General features: G+C 66.0%; 13 protein-coding genes. 3 read left to right on the forward strand and 10 right to left on the reverse strand.

Annotation, left to right across the window (positions count from 1 at the left end; genetic code table 11):
- On the forward strand, positions 1-1,028 hold a 1,028-nt coding region (locus AC1MHZ_RS22205), incomplete at its 5' end, for an RHS repeat-associated core domain-containing protein (protein ID WP_482966924.1).
- A gap of 108 nt (positions 1,029-1,136) precedes the next feature.
- Here AC1MHZ_RS22205 and AC1MHZ_RS22210 read toward each other — a convergent pair.
- A complete protein-coding gene (locus AC1MHZ_RS22210; RefSeq protein ID WP_084858918.1) occupies positions 1,137-2,054 on the reverse strand; it encodes an AEC family transporter in 918 nt (305 codons plus the stop codon).
- Between the two features lie 459 nt (positions 2,055-2,513).
- On the reverse strand, positions 2,514-3,377 hold the full coding sequence (locus tag AC1MHZ_RS22215; protein ID WP_084858916.1) for a LysR family transcriptional regulator: 864 nt from the start codon (positions 3,375-3,377) through the stop codon (positions 2,514-2,516).
- A gap of 323 nt (positions 3,378-3,700) precedes the next feature.
- Between AC1MHZ_RS22215 and AC1MHZ_RS22220 the strand changes: the two genes are divergently transcribed.
- Positions 3,701-6,493 carry an RHS repeat-associated core domain-containing protein gene (locus AC1MHZ_RS22220; RefSeq protein WP_482966925.1) on the forward strand — a complete coding sequence of 931 codons (2,793 nt, stop codon included), beginning with the start codon at positions 3,701-3,703 and terminating at the stop codon, positions 6,491-6,493.
- 103 nt (positions 6,494-6,596) lie between these two features.
- Here the strand turns inward: AC1MHZ_RS22220 and AC1MHZ_RS22225 are convergent, their stop codons facing one another.
- Genes AC1MHZ_RS22225 through AC1MHZ_RS22260 form a run of 8 tightly spaced genes read right to left on the reverse strand, consistent with a single transcriptional unit; the run spans position 6,597 to position 12,617 of the window.
- Positions 6,597-7,472 (reverse strand): metal ABC transporter solute-binding protein, Zn/Mn family, encoded by an 876-nt coding sequence (locus AC1MHZ_RS22225; RefSeq protein WP_465002232.1) that lies wholly within the window; start codon positions 7,470-7,472, stop codon positions 6,597-6,599.
- A gap of 2 nt (positions 7,473-7,474) precedes the next feature.
- Positions 7,475-8,374, reverse strand: a complete 900-nt coding sequence (locus AC1MHZ_RS22230) for a metal ABC transporter permease (protein WP_084857442.1) — start codon at positions 8,372-8,374, stop codon at positions 7,475-7,477.
- Entirely contained in the window at positions 8,374-9,117 is a 744-nt protein-coding gene (locus tag AC1MHZ_RS22235) for a metal ABC transporter ATP-binding protein (protein WP_084857444.1), read from the reverse strand. The genes AC1MHZ_RS22230 and AC1MHZ_RS22235 overlap by 1 nt, the downstream gene beginning before the upstream one ends.
- Positions 9,114-10,016, reverse strand: a complete 903-nt coding sequence (locus AC1MHZ_RS22240; protein ID WP_482966926.1) for a metal ABC transporter substrate-binding protein — start codon at positions 10,014-10,016, stop codon at positions 9,114-9,116. The genes AC1MHZ_RS22235 and AC1MHZ_RS22240 overlap by 4 nt, the downstream gene beginning before the upstream one ends.
- A 15-nt stretch (positions 10,017-10,031) precedes the next feature.
- Entirely contained in the window at positions 10,032-10,601 is a 570-nt protein-coding gene (locus AC1MHZ_RS22245) for a DUF6162 family protein (RefSeq protein WP_084857448.1), read from the reverse strand.
- A complete protein-coding gene (locus tag AC1MHZ_RS22250; protein WP_084857450.1) occupies positions 10,598-10,915 on the reverse strand; it encodes a hypothetical protein in 318 nt (105 codons plus the stop codon). The genes AC1MHZ_RS22245 and AC1MHZ_RS22250 overlap by 4 nt, the downstream gene beginning before the upstream one ends.
- Positions 10,912-11,436, reverse strand: a complete 525-nt coding sequence (locus tag AC1MHZ_RS22255; RefSeq protein WP_084857452.1) for a thiamine pyrophosphate-binding protein — start codon at positions 11,434-11,436, stop codon at positions 10,912-10,914. The genes AC1MHZ_RS22250 and AC1MHZ_RS22255 overlap by 4 nt, the downstream gene beginning before the upstream one ends.
- Positions 11,433-12,617: a PepSY-associated TM helix domain-containing protein gene (locus AC1MHZ_RS22260; protein ID WP_324818427.1), complete on the reverse strand. Its 1,185-nt coding sequence runs from the start codon at positions 12,615-12,617 to the stop codon at positions 11,433-11,435. Before AC1MHZ_RS22260 ends, AC1MHZ_RS22255 begins: the two co-directional genes overlap by 4 nt.
- A gap of 265 nt (positions 12,618-12,882) precedes the next feature.
- On the opposite strand from AC1MHZ_RS22260, the gene AC1MHZ_RS22265 reads away from it, so the two are divergent.
- Positions 12,883-23,892, forward strand: coding sequence for an amino acid adenylation domain-containing protein (locus AC1MHZ_RS22265; protein ID WP_482966927.1), 11,010 nt, complete (start codon positions 12,883-12,885; stop codon positions 23,890-23,892).
- The last annotated feature ends 1 nt before the right edge of the window (position 23,893 follow it).

The raw sequence follows: 23,893 nt of genomic DNA on the forward strand, positions 1-23,893 counted from the left end.
CCCAACGGACGATGCGCTATTCAGGCAAGGAGCAGGATGCGACGGGGTTGTATTACTACGGCTGGCGCTATTACCAGACAGAGTTGGGGCGCTGGTTGAGTGCCGACCCGGGTGGGCTCATTGATGGGGTGAATCTATTCCAGATGTGCCAAAACTGTCCTGTTAACAGAAGGGATCTGGATGGCCGTATGTCTCCTCCACCCCCTCCACCCCCTTCACCCCCTCCGCGGCGACCGACTCGTCGTGATGTAGGCTCTGTACGAAAAGAGATGTTAGCTTCTCGACCTACCATGGCGCCTGTGCCATCAGGAACAACAGGGGAAAGTGAAGCGGAAGTCTTGCGTTTCAATGATGATGAAATATTACGCCTTGCTGATCATGGAAATATCACGGTTGATAGGCTCGCTGGGGCGACACAGATCAAGGTCTATGATGCCAGTCATGTAACACGACTGGTTGAGCTGGACGGCAAAGTGGTCATGCACAAGAAGTTTGATGGTTTTGCCATGGCAGGCGCAACTGGTGCAGAAGAGCGTACCTATGCTAAGCGGGAGTTTTTCGCGTGGAAATTTAGCGATGCACTGGGTATGAATATCGTTCCGCCCGTTGCATTGGTGGTGGGAGATCCCAAGCAAATAGTGGTTGAATATGTAAATGGCGCTCGGCCGCCGAAGGAGTATAAGAGGCAAGATACGCCTCTCTATATATTTGACTATCTGTTGGCTATGCGTGACAGACGGAATAATGGCGGCAATGTATTGCGCGGTGAAGATGAAAAACTTTACGCCATCGATCATGAGTCTACGCTAATGGCCGGCTATGTGCCTTTTTCGAAGGAAGAGGTACATCAGGACAGCATTACACGTCATCATCTGGATGTGTTTTTTGAATCGGCTGATTGGGGCGTTTTTGATGAAACCGATTGGTCGGCTTTTTGGGATGAGCATGGTCCGCAAGAACTGAACAGCGACCAAGCAAAAAAGGAGTTTCTGATGCGGATAGCATTTGTCAAAAGCAAAATGATATAAAGGCCGTTATCAATATGATTTTGGATGAAATTTATTGGGTGACGAATAGCCCTTTGGCGGCGCCATTGGGCCGAGGCAGTTGAGTACCCCACTGGCGCTGCAGCGGGCTCAACCCAGCGCCAGGCTCAGTACCAACGGCAGGGTGACGGCCGCGCTGATGGTCTGCAAGGCGATGATGGTGGCCATCAGCGGGGCGTTGCCGCCCATCTGACGGGCCATCACATAGGATGACGAGGCGGTCGGCAGGGCCTGGAACATGACCGCTACCACCGCGGCCTGGCCGCTCAGCCCGAGCAGGCGGCACAGGCCCCAGGTGGCCAGCGGCATCACCAGGAACTTGAAGGCCGAGGCGGCCATCACCGGCCGTACCTGATGGCCCAGCTGCGCCCCGCCCAGGGCGGCGCCTACGCACAGAAGCCCCAAGGGCAGGGCGGCCTGGCCGAGGGCCTTCACGGTGGGCTCTATGCCCGTTGGCAGGCCCAGGCCGGTCACGCGCAGCAACAGCCCGCCGGCGCAGCCGATGATCAAGGGGTTGGCAAAGATCGCTCGCAATACCGTCAGTGGCGAACTGTGACGGGCACTGAAGCGGGCGAACACCAGCACGCAGAGCAAATTGACCAACGGCACGATCGCGGCATTGGCCACCGCCGCCAGGGCGATGCCCGCGCTGCCGTAGATACCGGCAGCCAGCGTGGCCCCGATGTAGTTGTTGAAACGCACGCCACCTTGGAACACCGAGGTGAAGTCGGCGCCGTCATGGTTCGCCGCGCTCTGGTAGAGCACCAGCAACACGCCGCCTAGCAAGGTCGAGAGCATCAACACCCCGACCATGCCCCAGATCGGCACGCCATCGAGGTTGGCGGTGGCCAGGCCGTGGAGGAACAGCGAGGGCAGCAGGATGTAGTAACTCAGGCGTTCGGCGCCTGGCCAAAAGGTTTCGGCAAGGAAGCCACGCATCCGCAACACGGTGCCCAGCGTGATCAGCAGGATGATGGGGAGCAAGGTGGTGAGCAGCAGGTGGAGCATCGTGGGCGGTCCGTCGTCGGGTACCGGCATAGCCTAGCGGCGGCAGCCAGCAGAAAAAAACGTTGTTTTCTGCAGTGACTGTTGAGGAAAAATGCATGTTCGGTGTAGCTCCCATCGCGGGACAAGTCGGATCGCTGTCCCACGATGGCGGTAACGCTTTCGATCAGGCTATCGGCACCCCAGGCCCTTTCACCCGCTGCAACTCCAACCCATCGAGCAGCGCCTCTACCAGCGCTTTGCTGGCATCCAACGCATGGTCGTTACCCAGCAACAGGTCATGGCATGTCCCGTTGGCCAGCTGCAAGGCTTTGGGAAGCGTTTCAAGGCTTGTGCATGTCCAGATACATTTGCGGGGCTGCCATGGGGCCCGGCTTTAGTTCGGAGGTGGGTATGAGATCAAGCGCCGCCCGCGCGGCGCTCGATCTTACAGCCGCCGCAGCGACTGCGACATACGCGCCCTCACGCCTCCAACGCCATTCTCAACACCGCACTCAAATGCCGCCGCTGGCTCTTCTCATGCTCCAGCAGCACCACTCTGCGCACCAGCTGTGGCTCGCCGAACGGCAAGCGTATGGCCGGCGGCAATCGCTGCAGATCATCATCGGCCATGGGAATGATCGCCACTCCCAGCCCCAAGGCGGCCATGCGCGCCAGGGCTTCCTGGCTGTCGAGCTCCATCTGCTCGCTGACCTGCAAACGCTGCCGGCGCAACTCCTGTTCAATCTGTCGCCCTGCCCAGGCACGCTTGTCGAAGCGCAGGAACGGCTGGCTGGCCAGCAGTTGCGTCAGGCTTTGGCCCGCAAGCTCGGGGCTGGCGATGGCCCAGAAACGGTCCTCGAACAACGGCGTGTAGTGCAGGCTTTGGGGGTAGGGCGGCACCGGTTCGGTGGTGATCGCTGCGTCGAGCTCGCCATCCTCGACCCGGCGCGCCAGTTCCGCCGACATGCCGGAAAACACGCTGATGTGCAGCTCGGGATGATTGGCCTTGATCCACACCAGCGCCTTGGGCAGGCGCCGGGCCAACACAGTATGGATCGCACCGATGCGCAGCCGCCCGCGCAAGCTGGGGCCGCAGGCCAAGGTGTCGGCCAGCTCGTCATAGGCGGCGAGGATACTCTCGGCACGCGCCACGGCCAGTTGCCCCGCCTCGGTCAACACCACCTGACGACGGCTACGGTCGAACAGGGCGACCTGCAGCTCGTCTTCCAGGGTCTTGATGTGCAGGCTGACCGCCGAGGGCGTGAGGCTGAGCACGTCAGCGGCACGGGCGAAGGTGCCGTGGCGGGCAATGGTCACCAGGGTGCGCAGGGCTTTGAGGGACACGCGGGTGGCTCCGGGGGCGGCGATGTGGCGCACGTTACAGGCCGAGAGCTGTGTGCGGCAAGCCATCTGTCAGCGGGCATGTGACGCCAGGCCGTTTGGGTCTGGCCCTTATGTATCGCGCGAGTTGTCTCGAAGCGTCAAGGAAAACCGCTACTCACCAACGCCGTTGTGCCGATAGGCAACTCGCAGCCTTGGCAGTCTTTTTTTCGTTTCACCTTGCTTAGGATCCTCGCACACCGTACAGGACGGCCGGCATGGCGTCCTGATGTCGTGGGCGCCGACTACTGAAAGCCCTAGGGGGGTATTTGCCGAGGAGATTGCCGATGCCTGACATCCCACAGGTTCTGCATCGAAACACGCCAACCGTTGCGGTTGGCGACAATCGTGGTTTGGTTGTACGCACTATCGCTTATTGCCGTCGGCCAGATGAGCCGCAGGTGACGGATGAGCGCATCACCCATCATCAATACGACGCCCGAGGCGTCCTGGCACGCAGTGCCGATTCTCGGCTGGCGATGGCTGGCCGGGCGAACTTCACCTACCTGACGGATCTCGCCGGGACGGCCTTGCGCACCCGCAGTGTCGATGCGGGCACCTCGATAACCCTCAGGGATGCCGCCGGGCGCCCTTTCATGGAGGTGGCTCAGATTGCTACCGACGAAGAGGGTAACGACGACCTGAGCCAGGCGGTTACCCGTACCTGGCAGTACGAGGCCCCGTCCCAGGCCGGCCGACCGCTGGGCGTGACGGAGCAGGTGGCCGACAGCGAGGCGCGGATTGCCGAGCGGTTCGTCTGGGCACCGGTTACGCAACAGGCACGGGACCATAATCTGCTCGGGCAGGTGACTCGCCATTATGACCCGGCGGGTCTGGTGCAGGCGAACAGCGTTGCCCTGACGGGTGTGCCGATCTCAACGACCCGGCAGCTGCTCAAGGATGCTGACCATCCTGATATCGCCGCCGACTGGCAGGGCGAAGAGGCGGCGGAATGGGACACCCGACTGGCCCCCGAGACCTATACGACCCAGACCACGGCAGACGCCACGGGCGCGATGCTGACGACCCTGGATGCCGCAGGCAACCTGCAACGGGTGGCCTACGACGTGGCCGGCCAGCTCAGTGGCAGCTGGCTGACGATCGCGGGCAAGGCCGAGCAGGTCATCGTCCAGTCCGTAAGTTATGCCGCCGCCGGGCAGAAGCTGCGCGAGGTGCATGGCAACGGTGTGGTGACCACCTATACCTACGAGCCCGACACCCAGCGCCTGGCATCCATCAAGACCGAGCGCCAGGGCACTGGCGCGAAGGTGCTGCAGGACCTGCGCTATGCCTACGACCCGGTGGGCAACGTGCTGAAGATCCGCAACGACGCCGAGGCCACCCGGTTCTGGCGCAACCAGAAAGTGGTGCCGGAAAACACCTACAGCTACGACAGCCTCTACCAACTGGCCAGTGCCACGGGCCGCGAAATGGCCAACGCCGGCCAACCAGGCGGCCACCTCCCGCACGTCACCCCCTTCGACAGCACCACCTACACCCCATACACCCGCACGTACCGCTACGACACCGCAGGCAACCTGCTGCAGATCCGCCACAGCGCCCCTGCCACGAACCACAACTACACCACCGACATCACCGTCAGCGACCGCAGCAACCGCGCCGTGTTGAGCTCGCTGACGAAGAATCCGGCGGTCGTCGAGACGTTGTTCACCCCCGGCGGACAGCAGGCCGTGCTGTTGCCGGGACAACCACTGGCCTGGACTTCGAGAGCCGAGCTCGAGCAGGTCGTGTCGGTGAAGCGCGAAGGTGCTACGGACGATCGTGAAAGCTACCGTTATGACAGCCGTAGCCAGCGCGTGCTGAAAGCCAGCACCCAGCGAACAGCCCGCAGCACCCAGGCTCAGCGGGTGATCTATCTGCCAGGGCTGGAGCTGCGTACCCACACCCATGGCGACACGCTCAAGCAAGACCTGCAGGTGATGACGGTCGGCGAGGCCAGTCGTGCGCAAGTGCGGGTACTGCACTGGCAGGCAGGAAAACCCGACGACCTACCGAACGACCAACTGCGCTACAGCTACGACAACCTGCTGGGCAGCAGCGCACTGGAAGTCGATGGCGCCGGCAACCTGATCAGCCAGGAAGAGTACTACCCCTTTGGCGGCACGGCGGTATGGGTTGCGCGTAATGAAATCGAGGCGAGTTACAAGACCGTGCGCTATTCAGGCAAAGAGCGCGATGCCACGGGCCTGTATTACTACGGGTATCGCTATTACCAGCCCTGGGTAGGCCGATGGTTGAGTGTAGATCCTGCCGGCACCGTAGATGGAATGAACCTGTACCTGTTTTGTCGAAATAATCCGCCAAACATCGTCGATAGAGAGGGACTCGTTGGGGAACCGGCTACGGACAAGGAAAAAGCACAGAGGGCCAAGAAACCTGTCTTGGATCGACTTTCTCAAGCGGAACTTAGCGGGATAAGTGAAATTTACGCGGCCCGATCTGCAATGTCCGCGATAAGCATCGGGACGGGGGAAATACAGAAGCATGCCGAAGATTACCAAATTTTTGAATTGAGAAAGATGGAGGTTGAAGGTGAAACGGTCAGCCTATATGGACTTTTTTCGCTTGACGATAATGAGTTTTCTGCAGTGATGGGGCGGTCCAGTGAGGAGTTTGCGGCGGATGGCATTTTTGCCTTTGTCGTGCTGGCCTCTGACCCCGGCCGTGTTCTTTGTGGTGATATCAATAAGGTGCATATGAAGGGCGCCCACCAGAAAAATCCATTGCTGATTTATGGGCACGAATCTTTGAGTAAAGGGAAAGACGTCCTGGCAGCAGGATCGATCTATTTTGATTTTGCGAAAATCGAGTTCTGGTCAAACAATAGTGGCCATTATAAGCCGAGCGCTGGTGTTACAAGGAAAAATCTGATTCCTTATGTTTCTACTTTGCTGCCTAATGACCTTTTTCATGAGTACCGTCCTTATGTCGGTTCATCTCAAATGAACAAGATGGTCTTTGCAATGGGGGGAGATGAGGTTCCGTTGTCATCGTCATCGTCATCGTCATCATCGAGTTATGGCAGGAGGGGCTACGGTAGGCGAAGAACGTCTAGTTGATCGATCGGTGCTGTGTTCGAGAAAGCCCTTTTGCCCTACGAGGTTGGCCCCTCGCGGGCAGGGCGCCAATGGAGACGTAGTTGCGAAGCACGAACTGCAGGTTTTACCCCTGGTCCAGCGCCGCCCCGACCTGCTCGACACTCGTTTTCAAACCCTCTACGGCATCCTCCGGATCGCTGTCGATCACCAGCAGCCGGGCGCCACCGGCCGCGACCGCCGCGGCCACCGTTGGCTCCGGCTGGCGATGATGCAGCACCAGCGCGACGTCCTGGGCCTTGAGGTTGTCGGTCAGCGCTTGCAGTGTGGCTGCGTCCCATTGGTCCCCGGCGGGCAGCGGCTGTTCCACCACGTCCAGATTGAGCCCACTGGCGAGGTACCCCAGCCGTTCGGAGAGGCAGACCACGCTGAGGTTGTCGACCTCGGCCAGGCGTGCCTGCGATTCGGCGGCCAGGGCCAGCAGTTGGCGCTTGAGGCCGGCGAGGTTGGCCTGGATCTTGTCCTTGTCGCCGGGCGACAGGCGCTCCAGGTCATTGGCCAGCACATCAGCCATGCGCCCCAGGTTGGTCGGGTTGAGCCAGGGGTAGCTGGCAAAGGCGTCGTCACCCTTGACCGCGATGCCCGGCAGGGCACCGTCCACCGGGCGTGCGGCATCGATCTCGACGATGCGGATATTGCTACGCCGGGCCATGGGGTAGAGCGGGTCGTCGCGCCAGATCGAGCGCAGGCCGATCACCGCGTCGGCCTGCTGCGCGGCCTTGTGCAGGCTGGCCCCGCCACGCCCGCCGAAGTACGACGGCTGACGCGTGGCCGGCAGGTTGGCCGGGGCGGCGCGCTTGAGCTGCACCGAGGTACCCTCGAGCAAGGCGCCAGCCAGGCTGTGGGTCACCGGCAAGGTGGTCAGCACTTCGCTGCCGGCGGCGTGGGCGAAGCTGGGCAGGCCAGCGAGGGCGAGGGCCAGGGTCAGGTGCTTGAGGTTCAAGGTCATGCCGGGTTTCCTTGCAGGCGGGGAACGAGGGTGCGGGCCAGGGCCGCGAGGGCGAAGCAGGCGCCCGCGACCAGGATGATCGCCGCGCCCGAAGGTACGGGCAGGTCGAAGACGATGGGTAACAGGATGCCCAGCACGGCGCTGAGGGTGGCGATGGCCAGCGACATGAAGAAAAAGCCCTTGAGCGACTGGCTGACCAGGCGTGCCGCCGCCGCCGGGATAACCAGCAGGGCGCCCACCAGGATTGCCCCGATCACCTTCACCGAGGCCACGGTGACCAAGGTCACCAGCACCACGAACAGGTAGTCCAGGGTCTTCACCGCCACCCCGCGCACCGCCGCCAGCTGCGGGTTGAAGCTGGCCAGCATGATGCGGTTGTACAGCGGCAAGGCCAGCGCCAGGACCAGCATCGCGACGATGCCCAGCACCACCAGGTCCTGGGCGCTGACTGTCAGTACCGAGCCGAACAGCACGTTCTCCAGGATATGCACGTTGATCTTGCCGGCCAACATCAGCAGCAGGCTCGCGCCCAGGGCCAGGGACACCGAGAGGAACACGCCGATCAAGGTGTCCGGCGACAACCCGGTGCGGTTGCGCAGGAAATTGAGCAGCAGGCCGAACAGCAGGCAATAACCGAACAGGCTGCCATAGGGTCCGGTATAGGGCTCGCCGAGCAGGATGCCGATGGCCACGCCGGTCAGCGCGGCATGGCCGACCGCCTCGGAGAAGAAGGCAAAGCGCTTGACCACCACCAGGGTCCCCAGGCCGCCCAGCACGGGGCCGATCATCAGGCCTGCGAGCAGGGCGTTGATCACGAAGCCGTAGGCCAGCGCCTCTGGCAGATAGCCCGCCGTGGCCCAGCCCTGGATCAGTTGACGGAAGGTTTCATCGCTCATCAGGCCAGGCACTCGCTGCGAGGGTGGACGGAAAACAGGCCCAGCAGGCGCTGCGGGGTCAAGGCCTGGGCAGGCGGGGCGTCGAACAGTACCTGGCGGCTCAGGCCGGTGACCCGGTCGGCCAGGCGCAGCACTGCCTCCAGGTCGTGCTCGATCCACAGCACCGTGGTACCGGCCTGGCGCCAGGCCTGCAGCAGCTGCTCGAACACCTGGATACCTGCTTCGTCGAGGGCCGCCATGGGCTCGTCGAGCACCAACAGTTGTGGGTCGGGAATCAGGCCCTGGGCCAGTAGCACACGCTGGCGTTCGCCACCGGACAGCGCGCCCATGCGCCGTTTGCGTTTGTCGAGCATGCCGACCCGTGCCAGGGCCGCGTCGATGGCGGGCCGGGCGTGGCGAGCCAGGCCGAGGAAGGCCGGGCGCTGCTGGCACAGGGCAGCCATGAAGTCGTCCACGGTCATTGGCAGGCCCCGGTCGAACTCCAGGGCCTGGGGCACGTAGCCGATCACCTCGCGTGGCCCTGGCCAGTGCAAGGTGAGCCGGCCCTGGTGGGGCATCTGCCCGAGCAGGGTCTTGACCAGCGAACTCTTGCCGCCGCCGTTGGGGCCGACGATGGCGTGCACGCTGCCGGGGGCCACGCTGAAACAGACCTGCTCGAGGATGCGCGTGCGCCCCAGGGTCAGGTCGATGGCCTCGAAGTCGATGCGCGGCCCGCAGGCGGCATTGAGGTTGGCGGCGGTCACGTGCGGGTCTCCTGGATGGCGCGCACCACGGTGTCGAGGTTGCGCTTCATCTCCACTTCGTACTTGCCCTGGGTGTACTCGCCGTAGGAGATATGAGTCAGCGGGTAGATGCGCACACCCGACTCGCGCTCGATGGTCTGGACGTAGGCGGACGGGAAGTCCATCTCCGAGAAGATCACCTGCACGTCCAGGGCCTTGAGCTGGTCGATGGTCTTCTTCAACTGGGCCGGGCTCGGCTCGATGCCGTGGGCCGGCTCGACCACGGCGGTCACTTCCAGGCCGAAATCGCGCACCAGGTAGTCATAGGCGGCGTGGATGGTGGCCACGCGCAAGGACGCCTGCGGCGCCTGGGTGACCTTGGCCAGCGCCTCGGCCCGCAGCGTGCGCAGGCGCTTGGCGTAGGTCCGTGCGTTGTTGCGGTAGAACGCCGCGTTGTCCGGGTCGAGCGTGCCCAGTTCGCGGGCGATGTTGTTGACCTGGGCGATGGTGGCGCTGATCGACAGGAAGGTGTGCGGGTTGACCACTTTGCCGGCGCCTCGGGCGGCGATGCCGGTGGCTGCCAGTAACGGCACGTTGGCGTTGGCCTCGATGGTGGCGATGTCAGGCTTTTCGCTGGCGGCGATCATGCGGTCGGCGAAGTCGTCATGGCCTATGCCGTTGAGCACGACCACGTCCAGGGTGCCGATGCGCTTGATGTCCTCGGCGCGGGGCTCATAGGCGTGGGGGTTGAAGCCGGCCGGGATCAGCGGCACCACCTCGGCCTTGTCGCCCACGATGTTGCTCACGTAGCTGTAGTAGGGGTGCAGGGTGATGCCGATGCGCAGGGGCTTGCCGTTATCGGCCAGGGCCAGGACGGGCAGGGCGCAGGCCAGGAGCAGAGCGAGGGTGGAGCGGAGCATGGGGAGTCCTTGGGTTCAGTGGCGGTGTTGGCGGGTGACCCCGGCGTCGTAATGGCTGACCACCTGCTGCCAGCCTGCGGCGATCAGCGCAGCCTGGCCCAGGTCGTCCGGCAACAGGGTGCTGCGGTCGCGGCGCAGCCAGACATCGGCCGGCTGCTCGCCGCCGGGGGGCAGGATCAGCAGGAAACTGCCGGCGACCTGGGTGTCCTGGCTGCGGCCCAGGTAGGCGCCGTTTGGCAGCCATTGCCATTGATGGCGGCCTCTGCTTGCGCTGCTGGCGTCGTTGGCGAAGGGCGGCAGGCCTTCCTCGGCCAGGGTGGCCACTGCCGGGGCCTGGTCATTTTCCTCGCGCAGCAGCTGGATCTCGTCGAAGGCCACCCAGAGGTCGGTATAGATGCCTTGCTCGGCGGCACTGAGGTCGCGGCGGGCATCGACCTGGTGGCGGGCGATGACCACCTCGTCCTTGCGCTCGCCACGCAGCGTCACCACGGTGGCGGCAATGGCGACGATCAGCAGCGCGACCAGCAGCACATAAAGGGTTTCGTGCCCGGCGCCGGCCGGGCGCACCACTTGGATGCGGCTCATGGCGCGCCTATGTCGGCATGGTCGACTTCCACCACGTGGCCGGGGCCTGCGTCGAACAGTACGTAGAACTCGCCGTCGGGGCGTTTGAAGGTCAGGGTCGAGTCCTCGCCGAGCTTGCCGCCGACCAGCACCTGCTCGTCATAGCCGATCACGTCCAGGGTCACTCCAGGCGCGCCGCTGCCATCGGAGAAACCGCCCTTGCAGGTGATCTGCTCGCCGGTTTCGGTACATTCGCACATCGGGTTGTGGGCCAGTGCCGGCGCGGTGGCAAGGGCCAGCAGGGGCAGGGCGAGCCTGCGCATCAGGGGGGTCATTGCTTGCCTCCTTGTTTCTTGAGCCAGGCCACGGTGGCTGGCGAAGCCTTGGTCAGCGGGACCGATGCCTGGTGCATACGGCCGTCCCAGCCTTCGAGGGTGATCCAGAGGTCGGCGTCGGGGCGGGTACGGGGCGGGACCGGCAGCGACGTACCCATGCGGTACGGTGTGCCGAAGAAAATCGTGCCTGCCGCGCGCAGGCTGCGCGGCTTGCCGATACGCAGGTAGATGGCCTTGACCTCGCCGATGCAGGCCTTGCACAAGGCAGCGTTGAACTGCTTGAAGTGCCCAGCCGGGCCATCGGCACGCGGGGCCTCGTCGCGCATCTCGGCCAGGTCGATGCTGTAGGGGCCCACGGCGATAGCCTCGATCGCATGGGCGCCCAGGCCGCTGTCACCGCGAAACAGCCGCGTTTCGGCGAAGTACCGGGGCATGAAGCCCAGGGGGATCAACACCAACAGGATGTTCAGGTGAAAGCGCCACTTCTGCCAGAACTGCTTCAGGGGGCTGGGCGAACTCATGCCTGGGCCTCCACGACGACGTCGGAGCGGGGCTGGCGTGACTGGCGCTCGCTGCGCTTGAGGGCGGCGGCGGTGGCCTGGGCGGTACGCTTGCTCCAGATCAGCAGGCCGCTGAGCACCATCAGGGTCAGCAGCGAACCGAAGAAGGCCCAGACCAGCTTGATCGCCAGTCCGCCGAAGTCACCGGTGTGCAAGGGGCGCATGGATTCGGTGACGAACTCCAGGGGTGTGCGGTCGGCGAGCCTGAACTGGCTGTCGACGGTGCGGGTGTAGGGGTTGACCTCAGCGGTCTGGAACATCAGCGGGTAGCTACCGCGCCCGCCCATGCGCACATGGCTGTAGGCGGTGCCGGGCAGGGAGATGAAGCTGATCTCCAGCCCCGGGATCGCGGCGGTGGCGATCCGGGCCGCTTCGTCCAGGTCGATGCGCGGCGGCGGGCCGCCGTCGACACCTTGGGGCACCTGCTCGCGGGCGATGACCGGGACGATCGGCTCGGTGGAGAGGGTGACGTGGTTGTCGGCGAGGATCGCCTGGATCAGGAACCAGGTGCCGGTGATAGAGATCACCGCGACGAACCCGATCGACCAGACCCCGGCCAGGCGGTGCAGGTCGCCCCAGAAGATGCGCGGGCCATGGCCACGCCGCGGCCATTTGAAAAAGCCCCGCCAGAACTTCTTGTACACCACCAGGCCCGTCACCAGCGAGGCGAGCATCGGTAGGCCGAGCAGCGATACCAGGTACCAGCCCCAGCTGTAGCCGTTGGTGAACGGCACCAGCCACCAGCCATGCAGGGCCCGGGTGAAGGCCTCGAAGTTGAAGTCCGGGCTCTTGCCCTGGATCGCCCCGGTGTAGGGGTTCACGTACAGGGTGGGGGCGGTGCCGTCCGGGTAGGTGACGCTGGCCAGCAGGGCGAAGTGCGAGCCGTCTGGCTGGGCCAGGGTGCGCACGGCCATGTCCGGCTCGGCCTTGTGCAGCGCGTCGAGCACCTGCTGGTAGCTCAGGCGTTCCGCGTCTTCGGCGGGCTTGCTGGCACGCACGTCAGGGTTGGCCAGCCACACCAGCTCCTGGCTCACCACCGCGAGGGTACCGGTGAAACAGACGATCAGCACGAAGAACCAGATCGGCAGTGCCAGCCAGCTGTGAACCAGGAACCACAGCCTGGATTTCGATTGCTTTGCCATGGGTGAGGGTAATCCATCGGACAGGAAGAAGCGCGACCGATCGCAACGAACGCGCGCTGTTTATGGTTAGGACGAATGAGAATCGAAAACCCTACGGTGAAAATGAAAGAAAATGTTTCAGTAGCCACCGTGGCGAACCCGCCTCGATGACGCGAATGCCGCGGCACAGGTGGTATGGCGGGGTCTAATTTTCCGGCTGAGCCATCCGTTTTCCCTGGATACCGGGCGCCTCTGCGCCTCGCTCGATCTAGACGGATGGATGTAAATGAACGCAGATGACGCTCGCAAACTTGCCCGCCGGTTCGTGGCACTGCCCCTGGAAAAACGCCATGTGTTTCTCGCTGCGCTGGAACGCGAAGGGGTCGACTTCTCGGTGTTGCCGATTCCGGCCGGGGTGCGTGCGGCGCAGGATTGCCCGTTGTCCTATGCCCAGCAGCGCATGTGGCTGCTCTGGCAGCTCGAGCCGCAGGGCAATGCCTACAACCTGCCCAGTGCGGTCAGCCTGAGCGGGCCGCTGGACCAGAACGCCCTGGAACAGGCCTTTGTCGGCCTGGTGGAGCGGCACGCCACCCTGCGTACGGTGTTCGCCCTCGACGCAGGCGATGCGCCTTGCCTGCGGCCGCTGGAGCGACCGCTGGCGATCGTGCGGCATGATCTTGGCACGCTGCCCGAGGCGCAACGCCAGGCGGCCGTGGCCGAGCTCGTACGGCAGCAGGCGATGCAGCCGTTCGACCTGGAGCAGGGGCCGCTGCTGCGTATCCACCTGGCCAGGCTGGCCGAGCAGGCGCATGTGCTGGTCCTGGTGATGCACCACATCATCGCCGACGGCTGGTCGATGAACGTGCTGATCGACGAGTTCATCCAGCGCTACGATGCCCTGGTACGCGGCCAGGTGCTGGACCTCCCGTCTCTGGCGGTGCAGTACTGCGACTACGCGCTGTGGCAACGCAGCTGGCTGGAGGCCGGCGAGCAGGCCCGCCAGCTGGCGTACTGGCGTGGCCAGCTGGGTGACGAGCATCCGCCGCTGGCGCTGCCGACCGATTTCCCGCGCGCCCTGCGCCCTGGGTCGGCGGGCGGTCGTCACGCCTTCGAGATCCCCGAGGCGCTGGCGGCGCGCCTGCGTGACAGTGCCCGTGAGCACAATGTCACGCTGTTCATGCTGCTGCTCGGTTCGTTCGCGGCCTTGCTGCAGCGCTACAGCGGCCAGGACGATATCCGCCTCGGTGTGCCCGTGGCCAATCGCAACCGTAGCGAGGTCGAGGGCCTGATCGGTTGCTTCATCAATACTCAGGTGCTGCGCGTGCAGCCGCAGGCGCAGCAGGGCCTGGCAGCGCTGTTACAGCAGGTGCGCGAAGCTGTCGTGGGGGCTCAGGCGCACCAAGAGCTGCCGTTCGAGCAACTGGTCGATGGCCTTGGCGTGGCCCGTGACAGCAGCCACCACCCGCTGTTCCAGGTGCTGTTCAACCACCAGGCCCAAGTGGCCGACCTGGAGCAGGCGCGGCAGGTCGGCGGCCTGCAGTTGCGTGCCCTGGAGCGCGACCACCACACCACACGTTTCGACCTTGCCCTGGATACCTACGAGCGCGGCGGGCGGCTGTTCGCCGCGTTCACCTACCGCTTGGAGCTGTTCAAGGCCGAAACCATCGAACGCATGGCCTGGCACTGGCTGACCCTGCTCGATGGCTGGTTACGTTCGCCCGCCACCGTGCTGGGCGAGCTGCCAGTGCTGTCGGCCGGGCAGGCTGAGCAGCAGCGGCTGTGGAACGCTACCGCGCAGCCGCGGGAGGCGACCTTGTGCATCCACCACCTGATCGAGCGCCAGGCCCTCGAGCGCTGCGGCCAGGTGGCCGCGGTGCATGGCCGGCAGCAACTCACCTGGGCCGAGCTCGACCGTTCGGCCAATCGCCTGGCCCACCACCTGCTGGCCCTCGGTGCCGGGCCGGATGTGCTGGTGGGCATCGCCGTGGAGCGTTCCCTGGACATGCTGGTGGGCCTGCTGGCCGTGCTCAAGGCCGGCGCAGCGTACGTGCCGCTCGACCCACAGTTCCCAGTCCAGCGGCTGGGCTACATGATCGAGGACAGTGGGGTGAAGGTGCTGCTGACCCAGCGCGCCGTGCTGGCGCAGCTGCCGCAATGCCCGGGCGTGCATACGGTGGTGCTCGATGCACCGCAGCCTGCCTGGGCGGGGCTGCCTGCGAGCGCGCCAGTGGTGCTGGTCGACCCGGCCCACCTGGCCTATGTCATCTATACCTCCGGCTCTACCGGCCAGGCCAAGGGTGTGGCGTTGAGCCACGGCGGCCTGGTCAACTACGTGCAGGGTATCCTCGAAACCCTGCCGCTGGCCGGAGCGCGCAGCATGGCGGTGGTGTCCACGCTCGCCGCCGACCTGGGCCATACCACCTTGTTCGGCGCCCTGTGCAGCGGCGCCACCCTCCATGTGCTGGACCTGGACCTGACCCTCGACGCCGAACGTTTCGCCACCTACATGGCACAGGCGAACATCGATGTACTGAAGATCGTGCCATCGCACATCGAGGCCCTGCTCAGCGACCAGCAGCGCGGCGCCGGCCTGCCACGCCAATGCCTGGTGCTGGGCGGCGAAAGCGCATCGCCCGCACTGCTGGCGCGCATCGCCGAGTGGGCGCCGGCCTGCCAGGTGATCAACCACTACGGCCCGACCGAGACCACGGTCGGCGTGCTGACGGCACCGCTGCTGCAGGGCGGTGCCGAGCCGCCGGCGCTTGGCCGCCCCTTGCCGAACCTACGTGCCCAGGTACTGGACGGGCACTTGCAGGCTTTGCCCTGCGGCGCCCGGGGCGAGCTGCTGCTCGGTGGTGCGGGGCTTGCGCGTGGTTATCACCGCCGCCCCGGGCTGACCGCCGAGCGCTTCGTGCCCGACCCCTTCGGCCCACCAGGCGCGCGCTTGTACCGCACCGGCGACTTGGCCAGCCAGGGCTTGGATGGGCGTTTCACCTTCCACGGGCGCATCGACCACCAGGTGAAGATTCGCGGCTATCGCATCGAGCTGGGTGAGATCGAAGCGCGGTTGCGTGGCCTGGCGCAGGTGCGCGAGGCCCATTGCCGAGTGCTCCAGGCGATGGGCGCGGCGCAGTTGGTAGCCTATGTGGTGCCCAAGGGTGTCATCGGTGACCAGCCCGCACAGGTCGCCGCCTGGAAGCGCGAGCTGGCCAAGACGCTGCCGGACTACATGGTGCCTGGCCCGTTCGTGCTGCTCGACACCATGCCGTTGACCCTCAACGGCAAGCTCGACCTGCAGGCCCTTGCCGCATCGCTGCCGGATGCCCCCCAACCGCGTTACCTGGCCCCCGAGACACCGCTGCAGCAGCAACTGGCACAGATCTGGGCGCAGGTGCTGGACGTCGAGCGGGTAGGGCTGGGTGACAACTTCTTCAGCCTGGGTGGCCATTCGTTGCTCGCCACTCAGATCATCTCCCGTGTTCGCCGCCTGGTGCGGGCGGATGTGCCGTTGCGCAGCCTGTTCGACAGTGCCGACCTGCAAGCCTTCGCCCTCGAGGTCGAAGCGGCCCGGGGCACCGCCACGGCCAGCGAGCTGGTGGCCGTCGGGCGTGATGCGCCGCTGCCCGCATCCTTCGCCCAACAGCGCCAATGGCTGTTCTGGACCTTGGAGCCCGAGAGCGTCGCCTACCACACACCGCTGGTGGTTAACTTCGACGGTGCTCTCGACCGCCAGGCCCTGGAGCGCACCTTCGCGGCGCTGGTGGCGCGCCACGAGGCCCTGCGTACCCATTTCGCTCGCGATGGCGAGCAGTTGTGCCAGGTGGTCGAGGCGCAAGGGCAGGTGGTGGTGCACTGGGACAGGTTGGCCGGTGCCGACGAGGCCACGCTGCAGGCGCGTATCGAGGCCGAGATCAACACCTTGTTCGACCTCGAGCAGGGGCCGCTGATGCGCGTCCGGGTGTTCGAGCTGGCGGCCGACCGTTTCGTGCTGGTGGTCACGCTGCACCACATCGTCTCCGACGGCGGTTCGATGGGCGTGCTCGGGCGTGAGTTCGCCCAGCTCTACCGCGCGTTCCAGCAGGGTGAAATGCCCGTGCTGGCAGCGTTGCCGATCCAGTACGCCGATTATGCGCAGTGGCAGCGCCAATGGCTGCAAGCCGGCGAGATGGCGCGTCAGCTGGCGTACTGGCGCGGGCAGCTGGGCAACGAGCACCCGCTGCTCGAATTGCCGTGCGACCACCCGCGCGGTGTGCGCCGCGACTACCGCGAAGGGCGCCTGGACCTGCGCCTGCCGGACACCCTGGCCCAGGCTGTGCGTCACTACGCGCGCCAGCACAACCTGACGTTGTTCCAGGTATTCGTCGCTGCTTATGGGATGTTGCTGCAACGCTACTGCGGCCAACACGACATCCGCATCGGTTTGCCGGTGAACAACCGCAATGCCCAGGCCCTGGAGGGCGTGGTCGGCTTCTTCGTCAATACCCTGGTGCTGCGCCTGGACATCCTGCCAAGCGCCCCCCTGGAGCAGATCGTGCGCCAGGCCCGGGAGACCGCACTGGCTGCCCAGGCTCATCAGGATCTGCCCTTCGATCGCCTGGTGGAGGCGCTCAACCCACCGCGTTCGCTGCAGCACAACCCGCTGTTCCAGGTGATGTACAACCACCTCAACACGGTGGGCGCCGCCGCCGCGGGCAACCTGCCGGACGTGCACGCCCAGGAGAGGGTACTGCCAGCAGGCATGGCGCAGTTCGACCTGACCCTGGAAACCCTGGAGACCGACCACGGCATCAACGTGGCCTTCCTGTATGCCGCAGAACTGTTCGAGCCGGCCAGTATCGTCGGCATGGCCGAGGCCTGGCAGACCTTGCTCGGCGCACTGGTGGAGCAGCCGCGACAGTCGCTGGGCGAAGTCCAGTTGCAGGCCCCAGCCCAGTGGCAGCAGCGCCTGGCGCAGGTCGAGGGGCCGACCGAGGCGGCGCCGGGCAATGTGCTGGAGGCCTTTGCCGCCCAGGTGCGGCGCGCGCCGCAGGCCCTGGCGCTGATCCATGGCGATGAGCGTATCGATTATGCCGCCCTGGACCTGCGCAGCGACGAGCTCGCGGCACGCCTGCGCGCCACGGGGGTGGGGCCCGAGACGCTGGTGGCCATCGTCGCCGAACGGGGCATTGGCCTGGTGGTCGGCCTGCTGGGCATCTTCAAGGCTGGCGCTGGCTATCTGCCGCTGGATGTGGCGTACCCCGCCGAACGTTTGGCGTACATGCTTGCAGACAGCGGCGCGGCGCTGGTCATCGGCGAGTCGGCACAGTTGGCGCGCCTGCCATTGGCGGCAGGGCAGCGGACGCTGGCGCTGGACACCGTGGACACCATAGTGCCTGCCCGTGCCGCACCGTGCATGGGCCAGAGCCTGGCCTATGTGATCTACACCTCCGGTTCCAGCGGCCGGCCAAAGGGCGTGGCGGTCAGCCAGGCTGCCCTGGCCATGCACTGCCATGGCGCGGCCGCACGCTATGGCGTGGGCCCGCAGGACCGTGTGTTGCAGTTCGCCTCGATCAGCTTCGATGCGGCAGCCGAGCAGATCTTCATGCCGTTGATGCGGGGCGCTGCGGTGGTGCTTGGCGACGCCACCCAATGGGCCTACGCGCAACTGCTGGAGCAGGTGCGGGCCCACGATATCAGTGTTCTGGACCTGCCGCCGAGCTACCTGGCGCGTATCCTCGAGGCCGCCGAGCCAGGCAGCCCACCGCTCGAGGTGCGCGCCTGCATCCTCGGCGGCGAAGCCTGGAGCCAGGAGCAGTTCAGCGGGCTGTCGCGCCTGCGCGCGGGGCAGCTGTTCAATGCCTACGGCCCGACCGAGGCGGTGATCAGCCCGCTGATTCATGCCTGCCAGGCCATGGCCAGCCCGGCGTTGTACGCACCGATCGGCAGCCCGGTAGGCGAGCGTTCGGCTTGGCTGCTGGACGCCGACCTGGCCTTGACGCCAGGCAACGCGATTGGCGAACTGTGCCTGGGCGGCGCGGGCCTTGCCCGTGGCTACCTGGGGCGCCCGGGGTTGACCGCGCTGCAGTTCGTCCCCGACCCTTTCGGCGCCCCTGGCGCCCGTTTATACCGTACCGGCGACCTGGCGCGTCTGCGCGCCGATGGCACGTTCGCCTACCACGGTCGGCGCGACCAACAGGTCAAGTTGCGTGGCTTGCGCATCGAGTTGGGCGAGATCGAGAGCGCCTTGCGCGACTGCCCGGCGATTGCCGATGCCGCCGTGCTGGTGCAGCCGTTGGGGCTGGGTGGGCAACTGGTGGCCTACCTGGTGGCCCGTGAGGGCGTCGAGTCGGATACCGAGACCCTGCGCGCCGCACTGCGCCAGCGTCTGCCGGAGCATATGGTACCCACGCACTGGTTGTTCCTGGCGCAGTTGCCGCTCAATGCCAACGGCAAGCTGGATCGCTCGGCCTTGCCGATGCCGCAACCCTCGCGTGCGGCGCACCAGGCGCCCGAAAGTGTCGCGCAGGTCACCCTGGCGGCGATCTGGGCCGAGGTCCTCAAATGCGACCGGGTCGGCTTGCAGGACAACTTCTTCGAGCTGGGCGGCGACTCGATCCTCTCCCTGCAGGTGGTCAGCCGCGCGCGCCAGGCCGGCCTGCAGATCAAGGCCAAGGACTTGTTCCAGTACCAGACCCTGCAGGGCGTGGCCGCAGTGGCCCAGGCCTGCGCCGCTACCCCGCAGGCCGAGCAAGGCCCGGTGCAAGGCGCACAGGTGTTGCTGCCGGTCCAGCAGGCCTTCTTCGAGGAGGTGCTGGTCGATCGGCATCACTGGAACCAATCCGTGCTGCTGGCACCGGCCCGGCCCCTGGACCCTCGGCGGGTGGAACAGGCACTGCAAGCCCTGGTGAATCACCACGACGCGCTGCGCCTGGGCTTCACCCAGGGCAAGGAGGGCTGGGTGGCGAGCTATCGCCCGGTGGAGCCGGTGCAGCCACTGCTACAACAAGCGCACGTGACCGACGAGCAGGCGCTCGGCGAGCAGTGTCAACGCCTGCAGGTATGCTTCGACCTAGCCCACGGTCCGTTGCTGCGAGGCCTGTTGCTGGACCTGGGCACAGGCGGGCAGCGGCTGTTCCTGGTGGCGCATCACCTGGTGGTGGACGGGGTGTCCTGGCGCGTGCTGTGCGAAGACCTGCAGACGGCCTACCGGCAGCTCGAGCAGGGCACCAGCGTGCAATTGCCCGCCAAGACCGGTGCGTACCGCGACTGGGCCCTGCGCCTGGTGCAATGGGCGGACGATGCCTCGCTGCAAGGGCAACTGGCCTACTGGGAGGCCCAGTGCGCGCCTGGCGCGGATTTGCCGATCCCGGCGGGCCTGGCGCTCGAAAGCCGTGCCCGCACGGTTTACAGCCGGCTGGACGGCGCGACCACCGAGCGCCTGCTGCAGCAGGCGCCGCAGGCCTGGCGTACCCAGGTCAACGACCTGCTGCTGACCGCCCTGGCGCGGGTGCTGTGCCGCTGGAGCGGCCAGGCCAGCGTGTTGTTGGAGCTCGAAGGGCATGGCCGTGAGGAGCTGTTCGATGACTTGGAGCTCAGCCGCAGCGTCGGCTGGTTCACCAGCCTGTATCCCCTGCGCCTGACGCCCACCGAGGGCCTGGAGGGCTCCCTCAAGGCCATCAAGGAGCAACTGCGGGCGGTACCGTACAAAGGCCTCGGCCATGGCGTACTCCGCCACCTGGGCCCGCTGGCGGCACGCCAGCGCCTGGCCGCGCTGCCACGGGCACAGGTGCTGTTCAACTACCTGGGGCAGTTCGACGGCAGCTTCGACGGGCAGCAGGCCCTGCTGCGCCCGGCCGGTGACAGCGGCAGTCGCGACCACAGTGCACGCGCCACCCTCAGCCACCCATTGACGCTCAACGGCCAGGTGTTCGAGGGCTGCCTGAGCCTGGGCTGGACCTTCGCCGAGGACCAGCTGGCCCCGGCGCAGGTGGCCCAGTTGGCCGAGCAGTTCAGCGAAGAGTTGCGCCGTCTGGTCGATGGCTGCTGCGTGCCGGGTGCTGGCGGTCTGACACCGTCCGACGTGCCGCTGGCTGGCCTCGACCAAGCCGGGCTGGAGCGCCTGGGGCTGCCCCTGGCCACGCTGGAAGACCTCTACCCGCTATCGCCGATGCAGCAGGGCATGCTGTTCCATGCCTTGTACGAACAGGGCCGTGGCGACTACATCAACCAGATGCATGTGCAGGTACAAGGGCTGGACCCGGCACGCTTGCGCGCGGCCTGGGAGCAGGCTGTCCAGGCCCACGAACCGCTGCGCGGCGGCTTCCTCTGGCAGGGCGAGCTGTCCGCGCCGCTGCAGTTCATCTGCAAGCAGGTCGCATTGCCGTTCCAGCTGTTGGACTGGCGCAACCACACGGCGCCGGCGCAGGCCCTCGCGCAGTTGCTCGAAGAGGAACGCGCGCGTGGCTTCGACCTGCGCCAGCCACCCTTGCTGCGCTTGTGTCTGGCGCGTACCGATGACGACAGCTATTGGCTCGTCTGCACCAACCATCACATCCTGATGGACGGTTGGAGCTACGCACGGCTGTTCGGCGAGGTACTGGCGCGTTACCACGGCCAGCCACCCGCCACGCCGAGTGGGCGTTACCGTGACTATATCGGCTGGCTGCAGCAGGTTGACGGCGAGGCTGGCGAGCGTTACTGGCAGTCGCGCCTGGCCGAGCTCGAAGCGCCGACCCGCCTGGCCCAGAGCCTGGGCGGCAACCTGCCGGTGCAGCCTGGACGTGCCCGCCATACGCTACGGGTCGATGCCGGACGGACCCAGGCTCTCACGGCCTTCGCCCGCCAGCACAAGGTCACCGCCAACGTACTGGTACAGGCTGCCTGGATGCTGCTGTTGCAGCGTTACACTGGTCAGGCCAGCGTGGCGTTCGGCACTACGGTCGCCGGGCGGCCGGTGCAGGTACCGGGCATCGATGGCCAGGTCGGCCTGTTCATCAATACCTTGCCGGTGATCGGCACGCCGGCCGCCGAGCAGACCGTCGCCAGCTGGTTGCAGCAGGTGCAGGCCGACAGCCTGGAGCGCGGCGAGCACGAAGCCACGCCGTTGTTCGAGATCCAGCGCTGGGCAGGCCTGGCGGGCGAAAGCCTGTTCGACAGCCTGCTGGTGTTCGAGAACTATCCGGTCGGGGAGGTCCTGCGTCAACGGGATGCCAGCGCGCTGCGCTTCGGTGCCGTGCACAGCCACGAGCAGACCCATTATCCGTTGGCCTTGGCGGTGGAGCTGGGCGATGAGCTGCACCTGGGCTTCGACTACGCCCGGGCACACTTCGAGCCGGCCAGCGTGGTGCGCCTGGCCGCGCACCTGGAGCATCTGTTGCTGCAGTTCGTCAGCGCGCCCGGGCAACCCCTGGGGGAACTGGGGTTGGCGCTGCCCGACGAGGTGGCCCTGGATGCCGAGCGCAATGCCGAGGCGGCGCCGGGCGACGGCCTGCTGGTGCAGCAGCGCATCAGCCTCTGGGCTGCGCGCCAGCCAAGTCGGGTGGCAGTGGTGCAGGACGAGCGCGAACTGAGCTTCGCCGAGCTGGAGCAGCGTGCCAACCAGTTGGCCCATGCCCTGGTGGCGCAGGGCGTAGGGCCGGAGGTCCGGGTCGCCGTCGCCCTGCCACGCAACGAGCAGTTGCCCGTGGCCTTGCTCGCCGTGCTCAAGGCCGGTGGTGCGTTCGTGCCACTGGACATTGCCTACCCGGCCGAGCGCCTGGCGTACCTGCTCGTGGACAGCGCGGCACCCTTGTTGTTGGTGGATTCCCGCCAACCCTGGGCGGTGCCGTTGCCGGCCGGTGTGCGATCCCTGGCGGTGGACCAGCTGGAGCTGGACAGCTACCCCAGTGTGTCGCCATCGGTAGCCGTCGAGCCAGGTAACCTGGCCTACATCATCTACACCTCCGGCTCCACCGGTTTGCCCAAGGGCGTGGCGGTCGAGCACGGTCCGCTGGCCATGCATTGCCAGAGCATCGGCGCACGCTACGAAATGAGCGAGTCCGACTGCGAACTGCTGTTCATGTCGTTCGCCTTCGACGGGGCCCACGAGCGCTGGCTCACCAGCCTGACCCACGGCGCCCGCCTGCTGCTGCGCGACGATGCGTTGTGGACACCGGAGCAGACTTTCGCTGCCCTGCATCGCCATGGCGTGACGGTTGCGGCCTTCCCGCCGGTATACCTGCAGCAGTTGGCCGTACAGGCCGAGCGCGCAGGCAACCCGCCGGCCATGCGTGTGTACTGCTTCGGTGGCGACGCGGTGGCCAGCGCCAGTTTCGACCTGGCCCAGCGCGCCTTGCGCCCGCAATACATCATCAATGGCTACGGCCCGACCGAGACGGTGGTCACGCCGCTGATCTGGAAAGCTGCCGCAGGCGATCGCTGCGAGGCCGCCCATGCCCCGATCGGTGACCGCGTCGGCGCCCGCAGCGCGCGGGTGCTCGATGCCAGCCTGCAACTGCTGCCCGCCGGCCTGGCCGGTGAGCTGTTCCTGGGCGGCGAGGGCGTGGCTCGGGGCTACCTGAACCGTCCGGGGCTGACCGCCGAGCGCTTCGTGCCGGACCCTTTCGGCCCGCCGGGGGCGCGCATGTACCGCTCCGGTGACCTGGTGCGGCTGCGAGCCAACGGCCTGGTCGATTGCCTGGGGCGGATCGACCACCAGGTGAAAGTCCGGGGCTTTCGTATCGAGCTGGGCGAGATCGAGGCCTGCCTCAAGGACCAGGCTGGGGTACGTGACGCCGTCGTAGCGGCCCGTGACGGGGCCCATGGCAAGGTCCTGGTCGCCTACGTGGTGCCGGGGGGCGGTCTGTCGGGCGATGAGGCCGAGTACCTGCGCCTGCTGCGTGCCGAGCTGGAGCGCCGCTTGCCGGCCTTCATGGTGCCGAGCCAGTGGGTATGCCTGGCGCAGCTACCGCTCACCCCCAACGGTAAGGTCGACCGCAAGGCGTTGCCCGAGCCCCCGGCCCAGGGCGGGCAGGCTGCCTACCAGGCCCCGCAGGACGAGCTGCAGCGGTGCCTGGCCGGGATCTGGCAGGCAGTGCTGAAGGTCGAGCGTGTCGGCCTGCAGGACAATTTCTTCGAGTTGGGCGGGCACTCGCTGCTGGCCACCCAGGTCACCGCCCAGGTCCAACTGGCGCTTGGCCTGGACCTGAGCCTGGAACTGCTGTTCAAGGCTCGCACCCTGGCGGAGTACGCCGAGGCGGTGGCGGGCTGCATGACATCGAATCACGAGGACGACTTGAGCGACATGTTTGATTTCCTAAACGAACTGGAGGCGAACTGAG

It is taken from the genome of Pseudomonas sp. FA-1 (genome assembly GCF_056856075.1).